Source organism: Rossellomorea vietnamensis, assembly GCF_008180615.1.
In the GTDB taxonomy this organism is placed as follows: domain Bacteria; phylum Bacillota; class Bacilli; order Bacillales; family Bacillaceae_B; genus Rossellomorea; species Rossellomorea vietnamensis_D.
Genome location: NZ_VTEH01000003.1, coordinates 43,215 through 65,518, shown reverse-complemented (window position 1 = coordinate 65,518; position 22,304 = coordinate 43,215). Strand labels below are relative to the sequence as shown.

Annotated in this window: 19 protein-coding genes; 2 read left to right on the top strand and 17 right to left on the bottom strand. The window is 42.6% G+C overall.

What is annotated here, in order from left to right; genetic code table 11:
* Positions 1-181: 181 nt before the first annotated feature.
* The 4 genes from FZC79_RS05605 to mce all read right to left on the bottom strand — a co-directional run bounded on the left by FZC79_RS05605 (position 182) and on the right by mce (position 4,240).
* Entirely contained in the window at positions 182-646 is a 465-nt protein-coding gene (locus FZC79_RS05605) for a chemotaxis protein CheW (protein ID WP_148945857.1), read from the bottom strand.
* A gap of 429 nt (positions 647-1,075) precedes the next feature.
* Positions 1,076-2,197 (bottom strand): tripeptidase T, encoded by a 1,122-nt coding sequence (locus FZC79_RS05600; RefSeq protein WP_148945856.1) that lies wholly within the window; start codon positions 2,195-2,197, stop codon positions 1,076-1,078.
* Between the two features lie 79 nt (positions 2,198-2,276).
* Entirely contained in the window at positions 2,277-3,824 is a 1,548-nt protein-coding gene (locus FZC79_RS05595; protein WP_148945855.1) for an acyl-CoA carboxylase subunit beta, read from the bottom strand.
* A gap of 2 nt (positions 3,825-3,826) precedes the next feature.
* Positions 3,827-4,240, bottom strand: a complete 414-nt coding sequence (mce, locus tag FZC79_RS05590) for a methylmalonyl-CoA epimerase (RefSeq protein ID WP_148945854.1) — start codon at positions 4,238-4,240, stop codon at positions 3,827-3,829.
* Between the two features lie 175 nt (positions 4,241-4,415).
* Here mce and prli42 point away from each other — a divergent pair, with 175 nt between their 5' ends.
* Positions 4,416-4,511: a stressosome-associated protein Prli42 gene (gene prli42, locus FZC79_RS23795; RefSeq protein WP_148945853.1), complete on the top strand. Its 96-nt coding sequence runs from the start codon at positions 4,416-4,418 to the stop codon at positions 4,509-4,511.
* 518 nt (positions 4,512-5,029) lie between these two features.
* Here the strand turns inward: prli42 and FZC79_RS05580 are convergent.
* From FZC79_RS05580 to FZC79_RS05570, 3 genes are all read right to left on the bottom strand, one after another.
* A complete protein-coding gene (locus FZC79_RS05580) occupies positions 5,030-5,533 on the bottom strand; it encodes a L,D-transpeptidase (RefSeq protein WP_148945852.1) in 504 nt (167 codons plus the stop codon).
* A gap of 32 nt (positions 5,534-5,565) precedes the next feature.
* Positions 5,566-6,558: an aromatic acid exporter family protein gene (locus FZC79_RS05575; protein WP_148945851.1), complete on the bottom strand. Its 993-nt coding sequence runs from the start codon at positions 6,556-6,558 to the stop codon at positions 5,566-5,568.
* A 177-nt stretch (positions 6,559-6,735) separates the two neighbouring features.
* Entirely contained in the window at positions 6,736-7,173 is a 438-nt protein-coding gene (locus FZC79_RS05570; RefSeq protein WP_113930915.1) for a BrxA/BrxB family bacilliredoxin, read from the bottom strand.
* A gap of 440 nt (positions 7,174-7,613) precedes the next feature.
* On the opposite strand from FZC79_RS05570, the gene FZC79_RS05565 reads away from it, so the two are divergent.
* Positions 7,614-8,135 carry a cysteine hydrolase family protein gene (locus FZC79_RS05565; protein WP_148945850.1) on the top strand — a complete coding sequence of 174 codons (522 nt, stop codon included), beginning with the start codon at positions 7,614-7,616 and terminating at the stop codon, positions 8,133-8,135.
* Between the two features lie 732 nt (positions 8,136-8,867).
* Here FZC79_RS05565 and FZC79_RS05560 read toward each other — a convergent pair.
* The 10 genes from FZC79_RS05560 to FZC79_RS05515 all read right to left on the bottom strand — a co-directional run bounded on the left by FZC79_RS05560 (position 8,868) and on the right by FZC79_RS05515 (position 22,227).
* On the bottom strand, positions 8,868-10,094 hold the full coding sequence (locus tag FZC79_RS05560) for an MFS transporter (protein ID WP_252183259.1): 1,227 nt from the start codon (positions 10,092-10,094) through the stop codon (positions 8,868-8,870).
* Between the two features lie 19 nt (positions 10,095-10,113).
* Positions 10,114-11,157: an ArsR/SmtB family transcription factor gene (locus FZC79_RS05555; protein ID WP_148945849.1), complete on the bottom strand. Its 1,044-nt coding sequence runs from the start codon at positions 11,155-11,157 to the stop codon at positions 10,114-10,116.
* Positions 11,158-11,446: 289 nt separating this feature from the next.
* The gene (locus FZC79_RS05550) at positions 11,447-12,709 is read right to left on the bottom strand and encodes a hemolysin family protein (protein WP_148945848.1); all 1,263 of its coding nucleotides are present in this window, start codon (positions 12,707-12,709) and stop codon (positions 11,447-11,449) included.
* Positions 12,710-12,755: 46 nt separating this feature from the next.
* Positions 12,756-13,166, bottom strand: coding sequence for a MerR family transcriptional regulator (locus FZC79_RS05545; RefSeq protein WP_148945847.1), 411 nt, complete (start codon positions 13,164-13,166; stop codon positions 12,756-12,758).
* A 440-nt stretch (positions 13,167-13,606) separates the two neighbouring features.
* Complete coding sequence (locus FZC79_RS05540) at positions 13,607-14,209, bottom strand: hypothetical protein (RefSeq protein WP_148945846.1); 603 nt, start codon at positions 14,207-14,209, stop codon at positions 13,607-13,609.
* A gap of 79 nt (positions 14,210-14,288) precedes the next feature.
* Entirely contained in the window at positions 14,289-14,909 is a 621-nt protein-coding gene (locus FZC79_RS05535; protein WP_148945845.1) for an HAD family hydrolase, read from the bottom strand.
* 164 nt (positions 14,910-15,073) lie between these two features.
* On the bottom strand, positions 15,074-15,649 hold the full coding sequence (locus FZC79_RS05530) for a cysteine hydrolase family protein (RefSeq protein WP_148946124.1): 576 nt from the start codon (positions 15,647-15,649) through the stop codon (positions 15,074-15,076).
* Between the two features lie 1,621 nt (positions 15,650-17,270).
* Positions 17,271-18,305, bottom strand: coding sequence for a methylmalonyl Co-A mutase-associated GTPase MeaB (gene meaB, locus FZC79_RS05525; RefSeq protein ID WP_148945844.1), 1,035 nt, complete (start codon positions 18,303-18,305; stop codon positions 17,271-17,273).
* A complete protein-coding gene (scpA, locus tag FZC79_RS05520) occupies positions 18,306-20,462 on the bottom strand; it encodes a methylmalonyl-CoA mutase (protein ID WP_148945843.1) in 2,157 nt (718 codons plus the stop codon). It lies immediately after the preceding gene.
* Positions 20,452-22,227 (bottom strand): methylmalonyl-CoA mutase family protein, encoded by a 1,776-nt coding sequence (locus FZC79_RS05515; RefSeq protein WP_148945842.1) that lies wholly within the window; start codon positions 22,225-22,227, stop codon positions 20,452-20,454. The genes scpA and FZC79_RS05515 overlap by 11 nt, the downstream gene beginning before the upstream one ends.
* Positions 22,228-22,304: the final 77 nt, after the last annotated feature.

Genomic DNA, 22,304 nt, shown 5'->3' with positions numbered 1-22,304 from the left:
GAAGCGAAGTACATCAAAATGAGAAAATAACAAGATGATGCACCCCGCACTCGAAGCGAAGTACATCAAAATGAGAAAACGATAAGATGATGTACCTCGCAGTCTAATCAAAGTACATCAAAATCCCTTTTATCTTCATGTATCAACTCTAGGAGAGACCAGCAGCACCTCACCGAGGCTTTTATTGATGAGTCTTCATATATTCTTGTATTTCCCTGATTCCATCAAGACTCTCTACAAGAATATCAGGGTCAATCATCGTGATCAGCCTGTCTTCAAGATTGATGACACCAGAGAAGTACTTCGTCCGGGAGTATGCCATTAAGCCCATTTGCGTGAGGGCTCCTTCCGGAATATCCAATATTTCCTTTGCTTCATTCACTATAATCCCCAGTGAAAGAATTTCCGACTTCAATACTATCAGTTTTTTATCTGAAGTGGATTCTGTTCTTCCATAAAGGATATTGGCAAAATCGATAACCGGCACCAGCTCTCCCCTTACCTTTGTAATACCTAATACATATTGAGGAAGCTGAGGGATTGGGGTGATATTTTCAGGTTTTTCAATTGATATTACATGACCGACCGGAATGGCGTATTCTTCTTTTCCCGCATGAAAAATAATTGCTTTTTTGTTTATATCCATAATGACGCTCCTTTATTGGGTAAGCTTTCCAAGTTTTATGTATAGAACTAATTTACCATATAAATTAATTTCTGTGAGAACTAATTAGAAGATGATAAATACACCTCTCTTTTTTATCGGTAAAAAAAACAATAATATATAGTGTTCGGCTAAGAATTTTTCCACCTGGAATACCGGCTGGCTTAAAAACCACTCTACTAAAGAACAAAAGCGCAAGCGCCTTGATCAGCCCCGACAGGCAAATGTTCCAAAGAGAAAAAAAGGCGGTCTTTCCTTTTATTCGCTTTGGGTTATTTGACCCCGAGGGGCTAGGCGCTGAAGCTGGACGTAAATAATATAGCTATACGTTCTCTACAGAGTGTGATTTTTAATTTCTTATACAACAAAAAGCAGACCCCGTGTTGAGAGCAGGGTCTGCTCTGATTACTATTATTCGCCTGAAACCTCTTGAACGATCGCAACTACCATTTCAGTCAGTTTAGAAAGTTCTTCAACAGACATTCTTTCATTTTTCGTATGAATTTCTTCATAACCCACAGCAAGATTGACTGTTGGCACTCCGAAGCCGGCAATGACATTAGCATCGCTGCCTCCGCCGCTTGTCAGCAATTCACTTGGACGGCCGATTCGCTGTGCTGCTTTGCGTGCAACTTCCACTACGTGATCGCCTTCCCCGAATTTGAAGCCAGGGTACATAACCGTCACTTCTACTTCAGCGCTTCCACCCAATTCACTAGCAGCTGATTCGAATGCTTCTTTCATTTTGGCTACTTGAGTTTCCATTTTTTCCGGAACAAGTGAGCGCGCTTCTGCCAGAATATCGACACGGTCGCAAACGATGTTTGTGGCTCCGCCGCCCTCGAAACGGCCTATATTGGCTGTCGTTTCTTCGTCTATTCTGCCAAGGGGCATTCTGGAAATTGCTTTGGATGCCATAGTGATGGCAGATGCACCTTTTTCAGGAGCAACCCCTGCGTGGGCAGTCTTTCCGTTGATGGTGGCCTTCACTTTGGCCTGTGTTGGTGCAGCAACAATGATGTTGCCGACTTTTCCGTCACTATCCAATGCAAAGCCGTATTTTGCTTTTACCAAAGAAGAATCAAGCGCCTTTGCTCCAACCAGTCCGGATTCTTCACCAACTGTGATGATGAACTGGATTGTACCGTGTGAAATGTTCTGCTCTTTCAGTACACGCACCATTTCCAGCATCGCAGCAAGGCCGGCTTTATCGTCCGCGCCAAGAATGGTCGTACCATCAGAATACACATACCCATCTTTAACAGAAGGCTTTACGCCTACCGCGGGAACCACTGTATCCATATGGGAAGTGAAGTAGATGGTATCCGCTCCCTCCTTAGTCCCTTGAAGCGTGCAGACAAGGTTTCCTGCACCATGACCTGTCTGTTCCATGGTATCATCTTCAAAAACTTCCACCCCGAGGTCCTCGAATTTCTTCGTAAGGACTTTGGCAATTTCCGCTTCAAATTTTGTTTCAGAATCGATTTGTACCAGTTCTAAGAATTCATTCAGTAAACGCTCATGATTAATCATACTTATACCTCCAGTTATGTAGTCACTAGATAAGTATATCTTTTATAGTGAAGGTCTACAAATGTTAGAAATCCCGGCTTTATAACGGGATATTTCCGTGCTTCTTCTTCGGGCGTTCTTCTTTCTTATTTCGCATCATTTCAAGGCCTTGAATCAGTTTGATCCTAGTTTCCCGGGGATCTATGACATCATCGACCATTCCCCTTGCTGCAGCGACGTAAGGATTCGCAAACTTTTCCCGATATTCCTCGATCTTCTGCTCCCTGACGGCTTCAGGGTTTTCGCTGTTTTGAATCTCCCTTGCAAATATGATGTTGGCTGCCCCTTGAGGCCCCATTACTGCAATTTCCGCATTCGGCCAGGAGAAGACAAGGTCAGCACCAATCGACTTACTGTTCAATGCCACGTATGCTCCGCCATAAGCTTTTCGAAGAATGACTGTCATCTTTGGAACCGTTGCTTCGGAGTAGGCATAAAGAATCTTCGCTCCGTGGCGGATGATCCCGCCGTGTTCCTGCTTGATTCCAGGAAAGAATCCGGTAACGTCCTCAAATGTGATCAGCGGAATATTAAAGCTGTCACAAAAACGGATAAAACGGGAGGCCTTATCGGAAGAATCAATGTCCAGTCCACCGGCCATTACTTTCGGCTGGTTACACACAAGTCCGACTACTTCTCCTTTGATCCGGGCAAGGCCTACGACAATGTTCTTGGCAAATTCCTTTTGCACTTCCATGAAAGACCCTTCATCCACTACCTGCCCGATGACCTTCCTAACATCATAAGGACGAATGGCATCAAATGGAATAAGGTCTGTCAGATCCGGACGATAGTCGTCTTCCTCATCGGCTGATAACATAGGAGGCTTTTCTTCATTGTTCTGCGGAAGATAGGAAAGAAGTTCCCTGACTGATTGCAGAACTTCCTCTTCAGATTCTCCCCTGAAATGAGCATTCCCGCTGATTGTATTATGTACCTTCGCACCCCCGAGATCTTCGGAGCTGATTTTTTCACCCGTTACGGTTTCGATTACCTTCGGCCCTGTGATAAACATCTGGCTTGTTTTATCGACCATGAAGACAAAATCAGTGATGGCCGGGGAGTAGACCGCACCGCCTGCGCATGGTCCCATGATGACCGAAATCTGCGGAATCACACCTGAGTAGATGGAGTTTCTATAGAAGATGTGGCCATACCCATCCAAAGATACGACTCCTTCTTGGATCCTCGCGCCGCCGGAATCATTCAGCCCGATGAACGGCGCTCCATTTTTAACAGCCAGATCCATGACGTTTGCAATTTTCTTCGCATGCATCTCACCGAGTGCACCGCCGAAAACGGTAAAGTCCTGGGAAAATAAGTAGATTGGCCTTCCATTCACTTTTCCGTATCCGGTTACCACTCCATCTCCCGGACCCTTCATCTCATCGAGGCCAAAGTCTGTGCTTCTATGTTCAATAAATGGATTCAGTTCAACAAATGAGCCCTCGTCCACAAGAATGTCGATGCGCTCCCTGGCCGTCAGCTTTCCTTTTTCATGCTGTTTTTCAATTCGTTTATCTCCTCCGCCACGTTCGACTTCCCTGCGGCGGTCATATAACTCATTAATTTTTTCATAGATATCCATTCTTACTCCCCCTTGATGTTGGTCTTGTCGCAAAGTTCATATAAAACCCCATGAGCCGATTTTGGATGCATGAAAGCTACCTGTGCACCTCCTGCACCTGGTTTCGGCTGTTCATGGATCATTCTGACACCTTTTTCCTGCAGTTCCTCGATTCTCTCCTGGATGCCGGCTACTCCGAATGCCACATGGTGGATGCCTTCCCCTTTTTTCGAAAGGAAAGACGCAATCACACTTGTTTCATCGAGAGGTTCCAGCAGTTCCAGTTTTATATTTCCTCCATCTATAAAAGCTACCTTCACTTTTTCAGATTGAACTTCTTCAATTTCAAGCAGAGAAAGCCCCAGTGTTTCTGTATAAAAAGGCAGTACTTTCTCTATAGATTGGACAGCTATCCCAATATGATCGACTTTTTTCATGAATATCTCCCCTTCATTAAGAAGCTTAACATGTAATAAATTCGATAAAATAAATCAAATTCCTTCAAAAAAACTAAATTTCCGAAAGCGGTTTCAACTTAAACAGGGGTTGTCAATCTGAGCAAGTGAGGATAAAATAAGGGAGAAAAAGATTTTTACTGCGGGAGTTGAAAAAATGAACAATAAAAAACTTCAAAAAACAGTTGTTTATGTAATGTTATTCGCTATGATCACTTCAACTATCATGATGGGACTATCCATGTTCTTATAAAAAATACTAAAAAGAGGTGTTTCCCTTATCGGGATGCACCTCTTTTTCTTAGGCTCTTTTCACATAGAGTATGGCTTTGGAAAAGTAATGGATTTCCACTCCAGCCGCACGACTCCGCGGGGCGGGCGGTGAGCCTCCTCTGCTTTGCCTGTATAAAAAGGGGAATCGCCCTGCTCAGGCCCGACAGGCAAATGTTCCAAAGCGAAAAAAAGATGGCCTTTCCTTTTATTCGCTTTGGGTTATTGGACCCCGAGGGCTGGGCGCTGCAACTGGATTGGGGGTCTCACCTGTCCCGCTAGTCCCGCAGGAGGTGGTACGCCTTCCGCTCCAATCCTTCTAAGTAAAGGGAATGAAGGTAAATAACAGTCTAAAGCAATAGTTATCATTTAAAAACCTAAGATAGAATTTTTTATTGGTTTTCGTAAAAATCATATACAAAACTCTCCGCCAGATACTAAGGTTTTTCTTTCTAAACTGGAGAGCAGCTCTTTTCTTCTTGCTAACCAGAAAAATTCTCCTCACCTCATCGCACCATATTCTCTCGCCAGCTCTTCAAAAGACTTTCCGCTCTTGACTATCAGCACCTTTGTACCGGATGGAACTTTGTCAAAGAGTGCCTCTACCTCGGCATTATGCATCCTGATACAGCCATTTGAAATATATTTGCCGATACTGTCAGGACGGTTGGTTCCGTGAATTCCGTATATCCTGCCATCCGTTCCCTCAGCATCAAAGCCCATCCACCTAGTTCCGAGCGGGTTATCAGCATCTCCGCCCGGTATATCCAATTTTCGATAGTAAGGGTTTTCAGCTTTTACAATAATAGTGAAAAGCCCCTGGGGTGTAAGCTCATCTGTCTTTCCTGTTGCGGCATTATACCGCTCACGGATCCTCTCACCCTGTATATAGGCAATTTCATTGGTTTGCTTATTGACAATTAAAAATGGATCTCCCGGCAGCGGATTTTTGCCAAGCGGCCAGATAGGGGAAACAATCAGTAAAATAGAAAGAAGCAAACGCAATTCCTTCACACCCTCTCAAGGATTAGTAAGAATTAGTTTGCTTCTTCTGTGTTCATCTCATTCTCTTGGTTAGGCCTGATCCCTTTAAAGGAACTTTTGATCAGGAGGTAATCTTCCATTTCTTTCAGGAACTGATAGAGGGCTGCTCTTGCTTCAAACTCTTCCCTTGTTTGGGGAAGCTCCATTTCTTCAAATTTCACTCTCATATCATACAGCTTCTTTAAATATAATAAAGCTGTATTTCCAGGATGGATATGTTCACTTAACTCTTCCATGAAATCAGCCACCATTTTAGACTGTTCCACCTTGAGGGAAATAGAAGTCACAAGAGGAAGGAGCCGCTGCAGGATATTAAATTGCTTTTCTCTCATCTTAAAGTATAGATAATAGAGATTTTCATGACGGAGAAAATGGTTTTCAACATCTTTAAATGCCAGCGTCTTGGCCTCATTTATAAGGTCTTCCACCTCAGTGATTTCCTTGCCCGCCCAGCCTCTGTCTTCATTGGTTCTTAGATACCGGACAATTTCTGTGAAAATGCGGTGAAAATTTTCTTCGACCTGTTTCTGGTAAGCGATCAGTTTACTTTCCACACTTGGCATATACAAGTTGGCCAGAAGCGCGATCCCTATTCCGATTGCAATAATGCCAAGTTCATTCAAAATCAAGTCCATTGTGACGTTTTGAGCTGAGTATACATGAAGGATAATGACACTGCTGGTGACAATTCCCTGAGTGATTTTCAGCATGACGGTGGTCGGAATGAAAAATAAGAGCAGCAGTCCAATGACAACCGGGTGATACATAATCAGTTCAAACAAAATAGAGGCAAAAGCTATTGCCAGTATACAGGCCAGGAACCTGCTCCAAGCGGCTTTCAAGGATTTTTTCTTGGTATCCTGTATACACAGTATGGTGAGAATTCCTGCAGAAGCAAAATTCTCGAGCCCAAACCATTGGGCAATCATGATGGCGACCGCTGTGCCAACAGCAGTCTTGGCTGTACGATATCCTATACGAAACATAAACTGCAGCTCCTGAACTAGTTTCTTTTCTTATGTAGTGTTGCCTAATTAATCTTTATTTAAGGCTGTTTTCACATATATTGCTGCTTTCGGAAAAATCCTTATTTAAAGTGTATATCCGGTGGAAAAGAAAGATTGAAAAAGAAAAAAGAGTGACAGAATCACTCTTTTTTCAGCTTAAACTTCTTCGCAATACTCGTCGAAGTAGCCTTGCAGCTTATTGACAACCGACATAGGGTCATGGCCTTCAATTTCATGGCGCTCGACCATCGTCAAAATCTCTCCATCCTTAAGCAGCGCGAAAGAAGGGGAAGACGGCGGGTATCCTGTGAAGTAGCTGCGTGCTTTCGCAGTCGCTTCTTTATCCTGTCCCGCAAAAACAGTTACAAGGTTGTCAGGGCGTTTATCATAATGTACAGCATGTGCCGCTGCCGGACGGGCAATACCGCCGGCACAGCCGCATACAGAATTGATCATAACCAGAGTTGTACCTTTTTGGGAAAGCGTCTCTTCCACTTCCTCGGCAGAAGTCAGCTGTTTATATCCTGAAATCTCCATCTCTTGACGTGCCTGTCGGACAACGTCATTCATGAATAAATCGAAATCCATTTCCATGTGTTGCACTCTCCTTTATGCTTAAAATAGCATCTTCTGTAAAATGCTAGTCATACAGTATCTATATCATATCAATTTTACCCGTCCCTAATCAATCAAATAATCTTTTTTATTTCCTTCATTCTGCCTTCAAAAAAAAATGGACAATTTATCCTAAAAAATATTTAAAGATAGGTTTAGTACCCTGCATGCCGGGTACTATAAAAATACATCTAGATCCATACCCCTAAACTCCCTAGATGATGGATAGCTCAAACAGGAGCTATCCTCTTTTTTTGCCCGCTTCCACTCTCTCAATTTACCTTCAAAACATACTTATCTCCCACCCTAATATCATTAACGTTAAAGTATAATAGTAAGAAATAGCGGGACAGACGGACAGCAATAGCGTAATGAATACTCCCGGCTTAAAATAGATAATGTAAATCAGGAGGAATAGGATGAAGACAGCTTTACTAGTCATAGATGTTCAACGCGCTATGTTTACAATGGAGCCGCCTGTTCATAAAGGGAATGAACTACTTAAAAATATCCAAAAAATGATTTCTTATGCAAGAGATAGAAGGATTCCTCTCATATTCGTTCAACATTCCGGCCCGAATAACAGTCCCCTTGAGAAAAACACAGAAGGATGGGGCCTTCATGACAATTTATCGCCCGCAGCAGAGGATATGATCATACATAAGAAAACGCCTGACAGCTTTTATGAAACCAGCCTGCAGAAATACTTGCGCCAAATGGAAATTGAACACCTGATCATAACCGGCATCCAGACTGAAGCCTGTGTCGATACAGCCTGCAGAATAGGATTCAGCCTTGGCTACAAGATGACCTTAGTTAAGGATGCTCATTCGACTTTCCATAAGGAAACCCTTTCAGCCTCTTCTATCATTGAGCATCATAACGAGGTTTTGCGCTGGTTTGCCGAAACAGTAACGGCTGAAGAATTTATATCTTCTTAAGGAGCCTTTTAAGAGGCTCTTTTAGAAAACTTTGTTGTAATAAGAATTTACTAAGAGGACACCATATCAAATTGGAAATATATCTCTTTTATAGGATGTTTTGTAAACTTTGTTGCTATATAATATGAATGTCGTAAAGTGACGTTATCATTCATTGGAGCTATCCTGGTAAGCAAAAAAAAAAAAAAAGAGCTACTCCCTCCATGTTAAAGAGAGACCTAAGTATCCGAGGTAATCACGTATCTTGGGGATCTTTCAAAAAAAAAAATTTGTGAAAAAACCTTTCAAAAAGATTATTGCTTTTAAATGCAAATTTCTCCTACATCTCCTCATACGTAGAAGGATTGGAGCGGAAGGCGTGCGACCTCCTGCGGGACTAGCGGGACAGATGAGACCCCGCAGGCGAAGCCGAGGAGGCTCAACGCCCGCCCCGCGGAGTCGCGCGCCTGGAGTGGAAATCCATCACTTTTAAAACAGCCACTATCTTTGCGAAAACAGGCTGTTTTTAATGCTGTTTTTACACATACTGTTGCTTTCGGAAAAATCCCATGGGATCCTAAGTTGTTCTCTCTCTAAACTGGAGAACAGCTTTTTTCATTCCAGCTTACTAGATTTACTCATTTATATTAACTATATGCCGGACCTTTAGTCTTCCCGGCGAAGGAGATTAAAGTCCCTCCAAGCAAAAGACGTACACTGTGTCAAAATCTTATGTGCCAGCTAATACAGCCATTAGTTTATGGTTTTAAGTGACGGAGCCAAATAAATGAATGAAGACAGGACTGCTATCAAACCGCCAATGACAATAGCATGGCCGGTTCCAAACGTTTCAGCTATCACCCCGGCTGTCAATGCGGCCAGGGGCATCAACAGCCAGGTCATGAACCGGCTTGTCGCTCCAACACGCCCCAGCAATTGCTCCGGACTTAAGATTTGGCGGATTGTCACGATGCAGGTGCTCATAATGGCTGCCGAAATTGTCCCGATTGCGTTCATCACTGCCAGAAGAACAAATGAGTCGGCCAGTCCAAATCCGATGATCGAAACTCCTCCAATCGTTCCTCCTGTAAAAAGAATCATCCTGTATGTAAAAGCCTTCTTGATGAAGTTCGTCAGCAAAGCACCCATAATCGCTGCAGCGCCTCCAATTGACAAGAGGTATCCGATTTCGGCGGAACTGAAACCTGCTGACAACTTAAGGTGGACCACCAGCATGGTAATAAAAAGCGTGGTTCCAAAAACCGAAAAGAGCATGGCCAGATTGGTATAAAGAATCGGCTTTTCCTTAATTACAAACACAAAGCCTTCTTTTAACTCAGCCAGCCATCCGCTGCCCTTCTCACGCTTTTCATGAGTAATATTCAAGCTGAACACAACCAAGAATCCCATCGCAAACGATAAACTGTTGATCAGCAAACCAACCCCTGGATTAAATATGCTGATCAAAATGCCGCCGAGCCCGGGGGCAATGAAAACAGCTGTTTGAAAAATCCCTGTATTGATGGAATTCACCAGCTGCAGATCATTTTTCCGCACCAGCTTTGGAACGGATGCAAATTGAGAAGTATTATAGAGTTGAGTCAAAATCCCCATCACGAGTGCTGCAAGGTAGATTTCCCAGATATAAAGATTGTCCAGTAAATAAAGAATTCCCATTATCCCGCTTATTATGAACCTCACCGCATCACAGAAAAGCAGGATCCTTTTTCTATTCAGTTTGTCAGCAAAAACACCCGCAAGCGGCTGTAATAGGATCGGCAGCCTTTCAAGCGCAGCCACGATTCCCATGCTCAACGGAGAGCCGGTAATAGCCAGCACGATGAGCGGCAGAGCTATCATGTAAATTTGATCTCCAAAGAATGACACCAGGTTTCCCCCAATAAACCTAAACACCTGATAATTCTTTTTAAATTGGGGCTGTTCCTTCTCGATTGGCACCTTCCTCATTAACTCTTCCATTCCGTCTCCCCCTGCGCTGTTACTTTTTTAAAAAGTTTTTAAGTTCTTCTGCCGCTGAATGAAGAATTTGTTCATTTATATAGTATTTCGATGCACTGTCGGTTACAAGACGAGCCGATTTCAAAAGCTTTAAGTGATGATGAACAGTCGTTTTTCCCATTCCCATAATCTCAGTCAGTTCTTGAAGGGTCCTCTCTTTTTCGCTGATGAGTTTCAGGATTTTCAAACGGTTAGCATCTCCCAATGCTTTATACCGTTGAACGAGCATTTTATCGGGAACATATTGGTTGTCTGGTGAAAGACTTTCATTCGCTACAGGATAATATATAACCTTGGTGCCTTCCAGGTCAGCCTCAACATTCCATGGACGATAAAAATAGTGAGGAATCAATAAAACAGTGAACACACTTGGTTCCGGCCTATATTTAATGCCATCCGTTGCCCACTCGACAAAATGCTCCGGTTCCATCTTCTCACTCATGTTACGCTTCGCTTCCATATCTCTTCGAAGAATCGCCTTTAAGGTACCTTCCCGGGACTTTATCACAGAGTCATACCAGCCCTTCATAACTGTAATCAGATGGTGTTTTAACTCTTCCGCCTCTACTGTAAAAATGAACTCTAAATAGGCCGGAATAAATGAGTTCTCCCTAGTTTCATCCTGCAGCATCTCCAACGCTTCCCTAGAGCCTTGTAAAAGCTGTGAAACTGCTGGGTTCAGGTTTTTCCCTAAGTAAGGAATGGCAGCCCTCTTGAGCTCTTCCTCAGATAAATCCATGACATAGGAGTCAAAAGAGACTGAGTCTTGAAAGTCCTCCTGATGAAGCAACTGAAGAAGTGTTTTCCAGGTGTTATTTTCTTTGACATATGTAAGCTGGTCATTTAGTTCCCTGGAGAAGGACCTGCGTATCCCGTCCAGTTCTTCTTTGGAAAAATCAAGAGTTTCAACCAGAGATTCATTGGTGATTGCTGCAATTCCCAGTGCTGCCTCCCACAAAAGGGAAAATTTAAACTCAATCCTGTATGTTTCTCTTTTCCTGCTTCCTATAGAATAAATATCCATTCTAAAACCTCCCTTTTTATATTCTATAATAGTAGAATTAATAGTTCAATAAATATAGAATTAAAATTGGAGTTAATTTGAATCTATGTTTAGTTTACAGGCTAGTATGAGCAATAGAGCATCACTTAAAGATGAGATGCTTTCATTCTGCAGGTAAGTCACATAAGTTATTCATAAAAAATCCTCCCTCTAAATTGGAGATAGAAGCCTTTAGCTCATATCTGAAAGAGGTTTTTCCTCCAACAAAAAAAGACGCCAGCATGTACCTGACGCCTTTCAATGATTCTATTTATTCAGCAGCTGCCTCTTCTGAGACTTCCACTTTAATCGTCCTGATTCTCCGGTTATCTACTTCCTCAACCGTGATTTTTACGTTCTCATAGTCAAAGCTTTCTCCCTCTGAAGGGATATCTTCAAAGCTTTCCACTACCCATCCGCCTATAGTATGGTAGGAGCTTTCAGGTTCAGGAAGATTTAGTAAATCAGTGAATTCGTCCAGCTGATACTGGGAATCGAATGTATAGACATTGTCACTGATTTTTTTCATGGAATGAAATTTTTCATCTTGTTCATCCCAAATCTCTCCAACTATCTCTTCAAGAATATCTTCAAGTGTGATCAAACCGGTTGTTCCTCCGAATTCATCCACCACGATTGCCATATGAACTTTATCTTTTTGCAATTTAGTCAGCAGAGTAGAAATTTTGGCTGATTCAAAGACAAACATTGGTTCTCGTATCAATTCCCTGATATTCGCTTCACCATATTTTAATAAGTGAGTATAGAATTCCTTCTCTGAAAGGATACCGATAACATTATCTATGTGATCTTCATAAATAGGAATACGTGAAAAACGCTCTTCGAAAAAGATCTCTTTTATTTCCTCAACAGACTGGTTCACTTCTGCTGCCATGACATCAATTCTCGGTGTCAATACTTCCGATACCATGATATCATCAAAATCCATTGACCGGTGAATCAATTCTCTTTCATCTCTGTCAATGACTCCTTCTTCTTCACTTATATCAAGCATCACTTTTAACTCTTCCTCAGTGACTGATGGCATGTAGTCGTTTTTGGAAAAAACCCTGGATACCCAATCCTTTAATTTAATAAAGAAGAAATTAACTGGCGTTAAAACCTTAATTAAAAGATAGAGTATGCCTGATATTTGCAATGAGTAGGTTTCAGCATTTTCTTTAGCCAATGATTTTGGCAGAATTTCTCCAAAAATCAGGATTAATATAGTCATGCCAAAAGTACTGATGACCAATCCTGCGTTTCCTCCAAAAAGATCAGTTGCCAGTTTAGCTGAAATACTTGCAGCTGCTATATTTACAATATTGTTTCCAATCAGAATTGTTGATAAGGCACGATCAAAGTTTTCAGCAATATAAAGTGCCTTCTTGCTGCCTCTTGCGCCTTCACTCTCATAATTCCTTAATCTGATTTTATTGACACTTGAATATGCAGTTTCTGCAGAAGAGAAAAAGGCAGAAAGTAAAATTAAAACACCTAGAAAAATCAATGAATACAGTGGTATATCGTCCAAAAAAACGTCACGCTCCTAAAATATTTTCAACTATTATTTATATTGATCAAACCGAAAGCATTACCAGTGATTGCAGCAATGCTACCGCTTGAGGGGACACTTTGTTCAAAACTTTCTTTTTGTCTTCTTCATTTAGTGTATTAACAACTTGAAGAATGTCATTGATCTCACCATTCAAATAATCCATCTCATTCTGGATATGATTGACTTGCTCCTCAACCACTCTATAATCTATATTATCTGATTTCTTTAGTGACAATCTCTGTTTGATCTCAGCCAGTGTCATGTGATTTTGCTGGCAGTGTTCAATCAACTTTAAGTTTTCCAGGGCATTGGTATCATAATATCGATAGTTATTAGCAGATCTGGTGCATTCAAGAAGCCCCATTCTCGTGTAGTAATCGATAGTTCGCCTGGAAACTTCACAGACTTTAGCCAGTTCACCTATCTTATACAACTTCCCAAATAAATCACCTCAGCGTTATTATACTCTCTTTCTAATAAAGTGTACAGTTCTACGTAATGGTTTAAAGTCACTTTTTTACTGGCACTTTCGACAATACAAATCCCTTGAAACTACAGCAAGAGAAGATGAATCCGACTTTTCTTTATTTAAGGCTGTTTTCGTATATATTGTTGCTTTCGGAAAAATCCCTAAAGCCGGATTTTTCCCCGGATACTAAGAGTTTTAACTCTAAACGGGAAAGAGCAGCTCTTTTCTTTTCGGTGTTACCATCATCTTCGTAATAGGGTTATTTTTTCAAAATTATTATCAAATAGCAACAAAGTTTAAGAAAAGAGCCTTATTTAAAAATAATGTTGAAGTAAAAGGAATCAAGAAAACCATAGAAAAAGAGGCCGCTGGTTTACGGAAACGTCCACTTCTTCTGTCAGTATTTATTTAAGGGATTCTGCCACCAAGATGAGGTCGGATTTGCCCAGCATTTTATCAGAGCCTCCACGGTCGTAAGAAATCGTCATTGAAACATCCTCCTCCTGCCATGAAAGAATGCTCGAATATCTGGTTTCATGATAGTTTCCAACTTTTCCATTAACCGTCACTGCTTCTATCTTTACAGAGGTTTCCCTCACAGCTTCCGGGAGGTTCTCGCCAGTTTGATCTACAAACTGTGCTCCTGGTGTATACCTGAGATGCAGGACTTGTTCTTCCTTCCCTTCTATCTTAATCCAGTAAGGGTTTAGAGAAGGAGCTTCCATTTCTATCTTTTCCACAGGTGAGGTTTCTGCTACCTCAAAAGGAACAAATCCGGGAAATTTTAATTGTGAAGGTAATTCTATCTGAGATCGTTCCGTTTTAAAGAAACCTGAAGGGGCAACTTCTCCATTTCCCCTTTCAATCAATCCTGACTCCGCTGCTCCAAAAAACATAAGTAGAGAGAAACTGGCAGCTATGAAGACAACAGACAACGTTTTGGCAAGCCAAAATTTTCTTTTATCTGATTTAATTGTTGTATTCTCTTCTATATTAAAGTTTTCCATCTTCTTCACCTTCTTATTGATTTTTCTAATTAGAAGATTACTAAATGGAAAAAGTTTCATTATTTCGAAAATTTTAATACTAAATGAACAAATCAGTTAACTCCTCAAATTTTTCTATGGAATAATCCCATTCCTTTGCTTCACCAAAGCCATACTTTGCGTAAACAAATGGAATGCCGGCATATTCTGCCGCCCTCAGATCTCCTTCAGTATCTCCGACATATACAGGACTGGACAGATTGTTTCGTTTCATGATGAGTTTGATATTCTCTCCTTTGGAAAGCCCTGTCCTGCCAGGATTCTCATAATCCATAAAATATTTTTCAAGCCCATGGAATTTATAAAATGCCTCTATGTATCCATCCTGACAATTGCTGACTATGAATAATTTATACTTACCTGCAAGAACACCAAGTACTTCCTCGATCTTCTCGTAAAGAACGCCGCCTTGATTTCCTAAGTATTCACTTTCAAGGTCGCAGCACTCTTTTAGTAGAGCCTTCCGCTCCACTTCAGATAAGGAAGGGAAAAGCCGCTGTCCAATTTCCTGAATTTGCAGGCCCATTGTAAAACTGAACTCCTCCCTTGTGAATTCGCATGACACTTTAGGATGTTCCTTGGTGATGCTGTTCCAAGCTGTCAGGACCGTATCCATCGAGTCCCACAAAGTTCCGTCCAAATCAAAAATAATGCTGTCCATTCCACTATTCTCCTTTACCTGTTTTCTTCTCTCTACTACTTCTTTATAAGGAGACAAATCCCTTCTTATCCCATGGCGGGAATATGAGGAAACAGAAAAAATGCTTCAGGCAGAATCGCCGCCTGAAGCTTTAATAGGCTTAATTCCTGAGCAATCCATGAAAACTACTGCTGTAAGGGTAACTGGTCTACCTCATTAAGTATTTCATCAGTGGTGATAATAGTGGCAAATTCTTTGTGAAGCATAGCCAGCTCAGCCTCCTGGATGTACTCAGGTGAATGTTTCTTACCTTTCGAATCGGTTACTTCAAAAGCCGCAATGGCATCAGAAACGAGATAGGTTTGATACCCAAAGTTGCCGCTCATACGTGTGGTTGTCGAAACACAATGCTGCGTTGATAAGCCCGTTATCACGAGAGAGTTTATTTCTTGCTTGTCGAGATACGATTGAAGATCTGTACCAATGAAAGCACTATTGACGTTTTTCGGAAAGATTTTTTCTCCTGAAGCCGGCTGTATAATATCTTTGAATTGGGTGCCTTCTGGATTTCGATGATACAGAGGCGAGTTTGGCTGCAAGGATAAGTGCTTAGAGTAAAGTACTGTGCCTCTTCTCTTTCTCCATTCAGCCAGCAGCTTTGCTATATTTAATTCGGCTTCTGGATTATTGCGTTGTCCCCAGTAGGGATCATCGAAACCATTTTGTACATCCAGAATCAATAGTGCGGGAAGATTTAACATTTTTTGCATTTGCTCATTCTCCTGTCTGCATAAACTCTAGTTTGGTATCCGCAGACTTAACCTAACCTGGAGGACAGAATCCGATACATATTTTCAATGGCTGTTTTCGTAAGGCTCTTTTCGCAAGCTTTGTTGCTAATCGATACTAATTTCAGAAACACCATATTAAGGGGGATGAAAACTGATTACACCAAAAAGAAAAGAGCTACTCTACCTCGATAAGAGATAAAACTCTTAGTATCCCGGAAAAAATCCTGCTCTTGGGATTTTTTCGAAAGCATCAATATATGCGAAAACAGCCTTTCGGAAAGATGGTTATGGGTTCTGTTTTGCAAACTTCTAATTTACAAATAAAATGGTAGAGTTATACGGAGCCCAGTATCAATGTTATTCTCAAAAAAAATGGTCAGCAACTGATGCCTGACCACTTCTATATTTTCATATTGTCTGTTCTGAAATAAGTAGATTTCCGCTCCGGGTGCGCGACTCCGCGGGGCGGGCGGTGAGCCTCCTGGTAACCTTTTTTTGATTTACCCCTAGAATTCGGGCACCTAGACGCTCGATTGGTTACCTTTTTCTGCCTTTTCATAAGAGTTTGGGCACCTAGAGGCTCGCTTGGTTACCTCTTTTGGGATTACTACAAGAGTTCGGGCACCTAGACGCTCGCTTGGTATCCTTTTTTGGGTTTACCACAAGAGTTTGGGCACCTAGACGCTCGCTTGGTTACCTTTTTCGGGTTTACCACAAGAGTTTGGGCTCCTAGACTCTCTCTTGGTTACCTTTTTTGGTTTTACCACAAGAATTTGGGCACCTAGATGCTCCCTTGGTTACCTTTTTTGAATTTACCACAAGAGTTTGGGCACCTAGATGCTCCCTTGGTTACCTTTTTTGAATTTACCACAAGAGTTTGGGCACCTAGATGCTCCCTTGGTTACCTTTTTTGAATTTCCACAAGAGTTTGGGCACCTAGACGCTCGCTTGGTTACCTTTTTGGGGTTTACCATAAGAGTTTGGGCACCTAGATGCTCGCTTGTGGACTTGGTTACCTTTTTTGGGTTTACCACAAGAGTTCGAGCACCTAGATGCTCGATTGGTTACCTTTTTCTGCTTTTTCATAAGAGTTCAAGCACCTAGAGGCTCGCTTGGTTACCTTTTTTGAATTTCCACAAGAGTTTGGGCACCTAGACGCTCGCTTGGTAACCTTTTACATCCCCCCTAAGAACTTGGGTACCTAGCACTTGTATTAAGATTATTAATCGGTCTACTAGTTGGTGTTTTTATATAGTATGAATGTTTCCCGCAGCCTCTCCTCGCGTCGCCTTCGGGGTCTCACCTGTCCCGCTATTCCCGCAGGAGGTCATACACTTTCCGCTCCAATCATCATCTAAAAACAGGAGGATTTTTGAATATATTTGAATAAAGGCGCTACACTAATACCCTATATTAAATAGCAGCAACGATGTTGAAAAGAGCGTTTTCAAATAATATGCCGGCTCGCCAAATTCATTGGTTGAAGAAGGAATTACTATAGGCATTTTTTTTAAAATAAATAGACTCATGATATATAAATAACGGCAGCTATCCAGATTCCTAAGCGGATTCTCAGATAAGCTGCCTGCTGTCATTTTTTATAGAGCTCCATTAACCGTTCGACCGCTTGAGAAGCAGTCTTTCTTCCAGAAATCACTTCTGCTTCAATATCTGGAAAGTTTCTTTTTATCTCAGGGTCATGAAAAAAGCTGTTCAAAATCCTGTCTGAAATCATGGAGTGAAGCCATTCTTTTGTTTGAGATTTCCTTCGTGAGGAAAAAACTCCGCTACTCTTTGTTGCAGTTTGGAAATCTGCGATGGCTTGCCATATGTCTCCTATCCCTTTCCCATGCAGCGCCGAACAGGTAACAGCCTGAGTTTCCCACCCTTTAGTCGCCGGCTGCAGGAAATGAAGAATTCCTTTATATTCTCTTCTCGTTTTCTCGGCTGCAGGCAGATTGTCTCCATCCGCTTTGTTGACCACAATCAAATCTGCAAGCTCCATGATGCCTTTTTTCATGCCTTGAAGTTCATCTCCCGCTCCAGTTATAACGAGCAGCATGAAGAAGTCCACCATTCCCCTCACAATGACCTCGCTCTGCCCGACACCTACCGTCTCTACCAGAATGACATCATAGCCTGCCGCTTCACATAGAAGCATCGTTTCGCGTGTCTTCCGGTGTACCCCGCCAAGCACTCCTCCTGAAGGAGATGGCCGGACAAAAGCATTTGGGTTCCGTGACAGATTCTCCATCCTTGTTTTGTCACCGAGGATGCTTCCTCCTGTAACAGTAGAGCTGGGGTCCACCGCCAGCACGGCTACTTTATACCCCTGCTCACAAAGCGATTCACCAAACGTTTCTATAAAAGTGCTTTTCCCTGCACCCGGAACGCCGGTAATGCCAATTCTGATACTGTTTCCTGTGTGGGGAGTCAATTCTTTGAGCAGCTCCTGCCCCCGCTGAAAATGTTCCTGTGAATTGCTTTCAATCAGTGTTATGGCTTTGGCAAGATCTCGTCTGTTTCCCGACTTCACTCCCTGTATCAGTTCATGAATAGGTTGATAAGCTTGTGATTTTTTCCTGAATCTCTTTAGCTTGTTTCCCTGATTGAAGGAATCCGGCATCTACTCTGTCACTTCCTCATACCCGAGTTTGCGGTAGATTTCTTCTATCACTTTTTGCGCAGCAACCGGTATGACTGTTCCCGGCCCAAAAATGGCTGCAGCCCCGTTTTCCATTAAGAAACTATAATCTTTAGGCGGAATGACGCCGCCGATGACGATAATGATATCTTCTCTGCCCAGATTAGCAAGCTCTTTTTTTAGAGCAGGAAGCAGCGTTTTGTGTCCGGCTGCAAGGGAACTGACTCCTATGACATGGACATCATTTTCCACGGCTTGCAGTGCAGTCTCTTCAGGCGTCTGGAAAAGAGGTCCGATATCCACATCAAATCCGAGGTCGGCAAATGCGGTGGCAATTACTTTAGCACCACGGTCATGGCCGTCCTGCCCCATCTTGGCAATCATGATCCTAGGCCGGCGCCCTTCATCCTCGCTGAATTCTTCCGCCATTCTTTTCACCTTGTTGATTTCTTCTTCATTTGAAAAATTGGAACTGTAGACACCGCTGATTGAGCGTATTACGGCTTTATGGCGGCCCGACGCATTTTCAATCGCATCCGATATCTCTCCAAGCGAAGCTCGTTCCCTGGCAGCTGAAACGGCAAATTCCAGAAGGTTGCCCTTTCCTGTTTTTGCTGCGTTTGCCAGTTCATCTAACGCCGCTTTTACTGTATTGTCATCACGCTCCGACCTTAATCTCTCCAGCCTTTCGATTTGCTTGCGGCGGACTTCGGTATTGTCGATATCCAATACTTCCAGATCATCTTCTTTTTCAAGGCGGTATTTATTTACACCGATAATGACTTCTTTACCTGAATCAATTTTCGCCTGCCTTTCAGCAGCAGCTTCTTCAATCCTCATTTTAGGCAAGCCGGTTTCAATCGCTTTTGTCATGCCGCCTAATTCTTCGATTTCCTCGATATGCTCCCATGCCTTATCCATCAGCTGCTTTGTCAGGCTTTCAACGTAGTAAGATCCCGCCCACGGATCAATCACATCCGTTATCCCTGTCTCTTCCTGCAGATATAATTGTGTATTTCTTGCAATCCGGGCTGAAAAATCGGTCGGCAGGGCTATAGCCTCATCCAAGGCATTGGTATGAAGGGACTGTGTATGCCCCATCGCCGCAGCATGCGCTTCAATCAACGTTCTGGTGACGTTGTTATACGGATCTTGTTCCGTCAAGCTCCATCCAGATGTTTGAGAATGTGTCCTTAGCGCCATCGACTTAGGGTTTTGTGGACCAAACGTCTTTATCATGCTTGCCCAAATCCTTCTGGCAGCCCTCATTTTCGCCACTTCCATGAAGTAGTTCATACCGATTCCCCAGAAGAAAGATAGCCTTGGCGCAAATTTATCAATCGGTATGCCTGCCTTGAGACCTGTCCTGACATATTCCAGGCCGTCTGCGAGTGTATAGGCAAGTTCTATGTCTGCCGGAGCTCCAGCTTCCTGCATATGATAACCCGAAATACTGATGCTGTTGAACTTCGGCATATTTTTTGATGTATATTCAAATATATCCGCTATGATTTTCATAGACATTTCCGGCGGGTAGATATAAGTATTGCGTACCATATACTCTTTTAAGATATCATTTTGTATGGTTCCTGATAATTTCTCTGGTGAGACTCCCTGCTCTTCAGCCGTCACGATATAAAAGGCGAGTATCGGCAATACGGCACCATTCATTGTCATTGACACGGACATTTGATCAAGCGGTATCCCATCAAAAAGAACCTTCATATCCAGAATGGAATCTATAGCCACACCAGCCTTCCCAACGTCGCCGACAACACGGGGATGGTCTGAATCATACCCACGGTGAGTCGCTAGGTCAAAGGCAACCGATAATCCCTTTTGGCCCATTGCGAGATTACGGCGGTAAAACGCATTACTCTCTTCCGCCGTTGAAAAACCTGCATACTGTCTCACAGTCCATGGCCTGTTTACATACATTGTCGGGTATGGTCCCCTTGTAAAGGGGGCAATTCCCGGGAGGTCGTCGCCATGTGAGATATCTTTTGTATCTTGTTCATTGTAAAAAGGCTTTACTGGAATTTTCTCGTTGGTCTCAAAAACAGAGGCTGGGATTTGGTGACCTTCACTATGATTTACTTGCTTTATATTTATGTTTTGAAAATCAGGTTTACTTTTCATATGAAGTACCCTCCCATCCTCTTAAAAGCTCATCTAATTTTTCTGTCATGTTCTGCCCCAGGTAAATGCTGCTGTCCAGTCCGGCTTCCTGTAATTCTTCCATTGCATCCTTACTGAGTCTTCCTGCTAAATCTATCTGCCGGCCCTCACGTTTAATAGAAGCCAGAATTTCTTTTGCCGTAGCTTCATAGTCTTCATCTCTTCCGCAAATCACGAAATAGTCCGCTTTCGACTCTTCAACAAATGATACAGCATCTTGTACCCCTAGACAGTCCCTGCTTCGCAGCACGCCGATGCCGCCCGCAGCGAGGAACCCGCTTACAAAGTCGGCTCTGGCTTTATGCTGCTTAATCTTTCCGAGAAGGATCAAGCCGGCTAGAGGTTTATCTTTCAAGCTAATAGCTCTTTGACGAAGATTTTCAAATTCAGCAGAAAGGCGCTGGCGCTTCATTCCATGCAGCTGCTGCTTTTGCTCAGAAGACAAATTTCCTGCAGAGGATTCCTCCAGATTGGAAAATACATTTGTTCCAATCAAGTTTTGTTTTCTTGTGGCAACGTCCTTCTGTCTTCTATCAAACACAAGCTTGATTTCGTTTTGTAGAGTTCCATCTCTCAGCACCTTTATCAAACCGCCGTTTCCATCAAGCACCTGGAATTTCTTCCACGCTTGTTCTGCCAAAGTGTTTGTCAGTGATTCAATGTAGTATGAACCACCTGCGGGGTCGCTCACTTTGTTCAGGTGGGATTCCTGGCTTAGAATAAGCTGAGTATTGCGGGCGATTCTCTCTGAGAAAGGTGAAGTTGTTCCTGACACTTGATCGAAAGGGGCTGTGTGAATATAGTCTGCTCCGCCAAGCACCGCTGAAAAAGTTTCATTTCCGGCACGCAGCATATTCACATAAGGATCCAGCTTTGACTTTGTGAACACAGAGGTCTCTGCACTGATGACTGCCTCTGTATCACTTAGCTCGTATGCTTCCGCAACATTTTTCCAAAGTGTCCTGAAAGCGCGGAGCTTGCTTATCTCTGTAAAGAAGCTGCTTCCTATGGAGAAATTAAAGATCAGCTTCCCTGCAGCTTGTTCCGCAGACCATCCCTCATTCTTCAGTTTCTCTAATACTGTAACTCCTGCAGCCAGCGCATAGGCCATTTCCTGAATGGCATTAGCTCCGGCTTCATTTAATGAGGATGTATCCACCACAATGGTTCTTAATTGGGGAGCGCTCTCCTTTAAATATGTAATGTGTTCTATCCAAGTATTCATTTTTTCTGAAGAGTTTTCCCCCACCATTTCAGTGACAGGATCTGCTCCGAATACACCTGTCAGGCGAGAATATTCTTCTTTAAGCAGGCTGAAGCCTTCTGAATCTAGAGAGGCAATGTGAAATAAAGGCGCTTTTTCTTTGATTGCCAGAGTGAAAATCTTCTCCATAACATTCTTGCTGAGACTTCCGTGGTAATCTGTAAAAGACACTGTGTCCTGCCCTCTTGTCAGAGCGGTGGAAAGCAAATCCGGCAGACTGTCCTCATCTTCTGCTGTGACTCTTTGCGCTACCTTCCAGTCCCTCTTTGAAGAATGACGCTCTGTTGATTGTTTTTTATCAATATCTTCCTTTGTGTACAAGGGCTTTAAGGTAAATCCTTCATATGTTTCCTTATATATATGGTCTATCGGCTTGCCCTTAAGAGATTCCTCGGCTTTCGCCTTCCACTCTTGGAAACCCACTCGTTCAAATGAGGCCGTTTTCATCTTATTTATGTCCATATTTTCGCTTAACGCTTCCCCCTCCCGATTTTTGTAATCGGTTTCATAAAACCTGTAGACTATTCAAAATTTTTATA

Bases quoted from the DNA above. Each gene is read 5' to 3' on its own strand.
- FZC79_RS05540 (WP_148945846.1), bottom strand. From the start codon at position 14,209: ATGGAAAACTTTAATATAGAAGAGAATACAACAATTAAATCAGATAAA.
- prli42 (WP_148945853.1), top strand. From the start codon at position 4,416: ATGAACAATAAAAAACTTCAAAAAACAGTTGTTTATGTAATGTTATTC.
- FZC79_RS05555 (WP_148945849.1), bottom strand. From the start codon at position 11,157: ATGGATATTTATTCTATAGGAAGCAGGAAAAGAGAAACATACAGGATT.
- FZC79_RS05605 (WP_148945857.1), bottom strand. From the start codon at position 646: ATGGATATAAACAAAAAAGCAATTATTTTTCATGCGGGAAAAGAAGAA.
- FZC79_RS05575 (WP_148945851.1), bottom strand. From the start codon at position 6,558: ATGTTTCGTATAGGATATCGTACAGCCAAGACTGCTGTTGGCACAGCG.
- FZC79_RS05530 (WP_148946124.1), bottom strand. From the start codon at position 15,649: ATGTTAAATCTTCCCGCACTATTGATTCTGGATGTACAAAATGGTTTC.
- FZC79_RS05560 (WP_252183259.1), bottom strand. From the start codon at position 10,094: ATGGAAGAGTTAATGAGGAAGGTGCCAATCGAGAAGGAACAGCCCCAA.
- FZC79_RS05565 (WP_148945850.1), top strand. From the start codon at position 7,614: ATGAAGACAGCTTTACTAGTCATAGATGTTCAACGCGCTATGTTTACA.
- FZC79_RS05570 (WP_113930915.1), bottom strand. From the start codon at position 7,173: ATGGAAATGGATTTCGATTTATTCATGAATGACGTTGTCCGACAGGCA.
- meaB (WP_148945844.1), bottom strand. From the start codon at position 18,305: ATGCCGGATTCCTTCAATCAGGGAAACAAGCTAAAGAGATTCAGGAAA.
- scpA (WP_148945843.1), bottom strand. From the start codon at position 20,462: ATGAAAAGTAAACCTGATTTTCAAAACATAAATATAAAGCAAGTAAAT.
- mce (WP_148945854.1), bottom strand. From the start codon at position 4,240: ATGAAAAAAGTCGATCATATTGGGATAGCTGTCCAATCTATAGAGAAA.
- FZC79_RS05595 (WP_148945855.1), bottom strand. From the start codon at position 3,824: ATGGATATCTATGAAAAAATTAATGAGTTATATGACCGCCGCAGGGAA.
- FZC79_RS05515 (WP_148945842.1), bottom strand. From the start codon at position 22,227: ATGGACATAAATAAGATGAAAACGGCCTCATTTGAACGAGTGGGTTTC.
- FZC79_RS05535 (WP_148945845.1), bottom strand. From the start codon at position 14,909: ATGGACAGCATTATTTTTGATTTGGACGGAACTTTGTGGGACTCGATG.
- FZC79_RS05600 (WP_148945856.1), bottom strand. From the start codon at position 2,197: ATGATTAATCATGAGCGTTTACTGAATGAATTCTTAGAACTGGTACAA.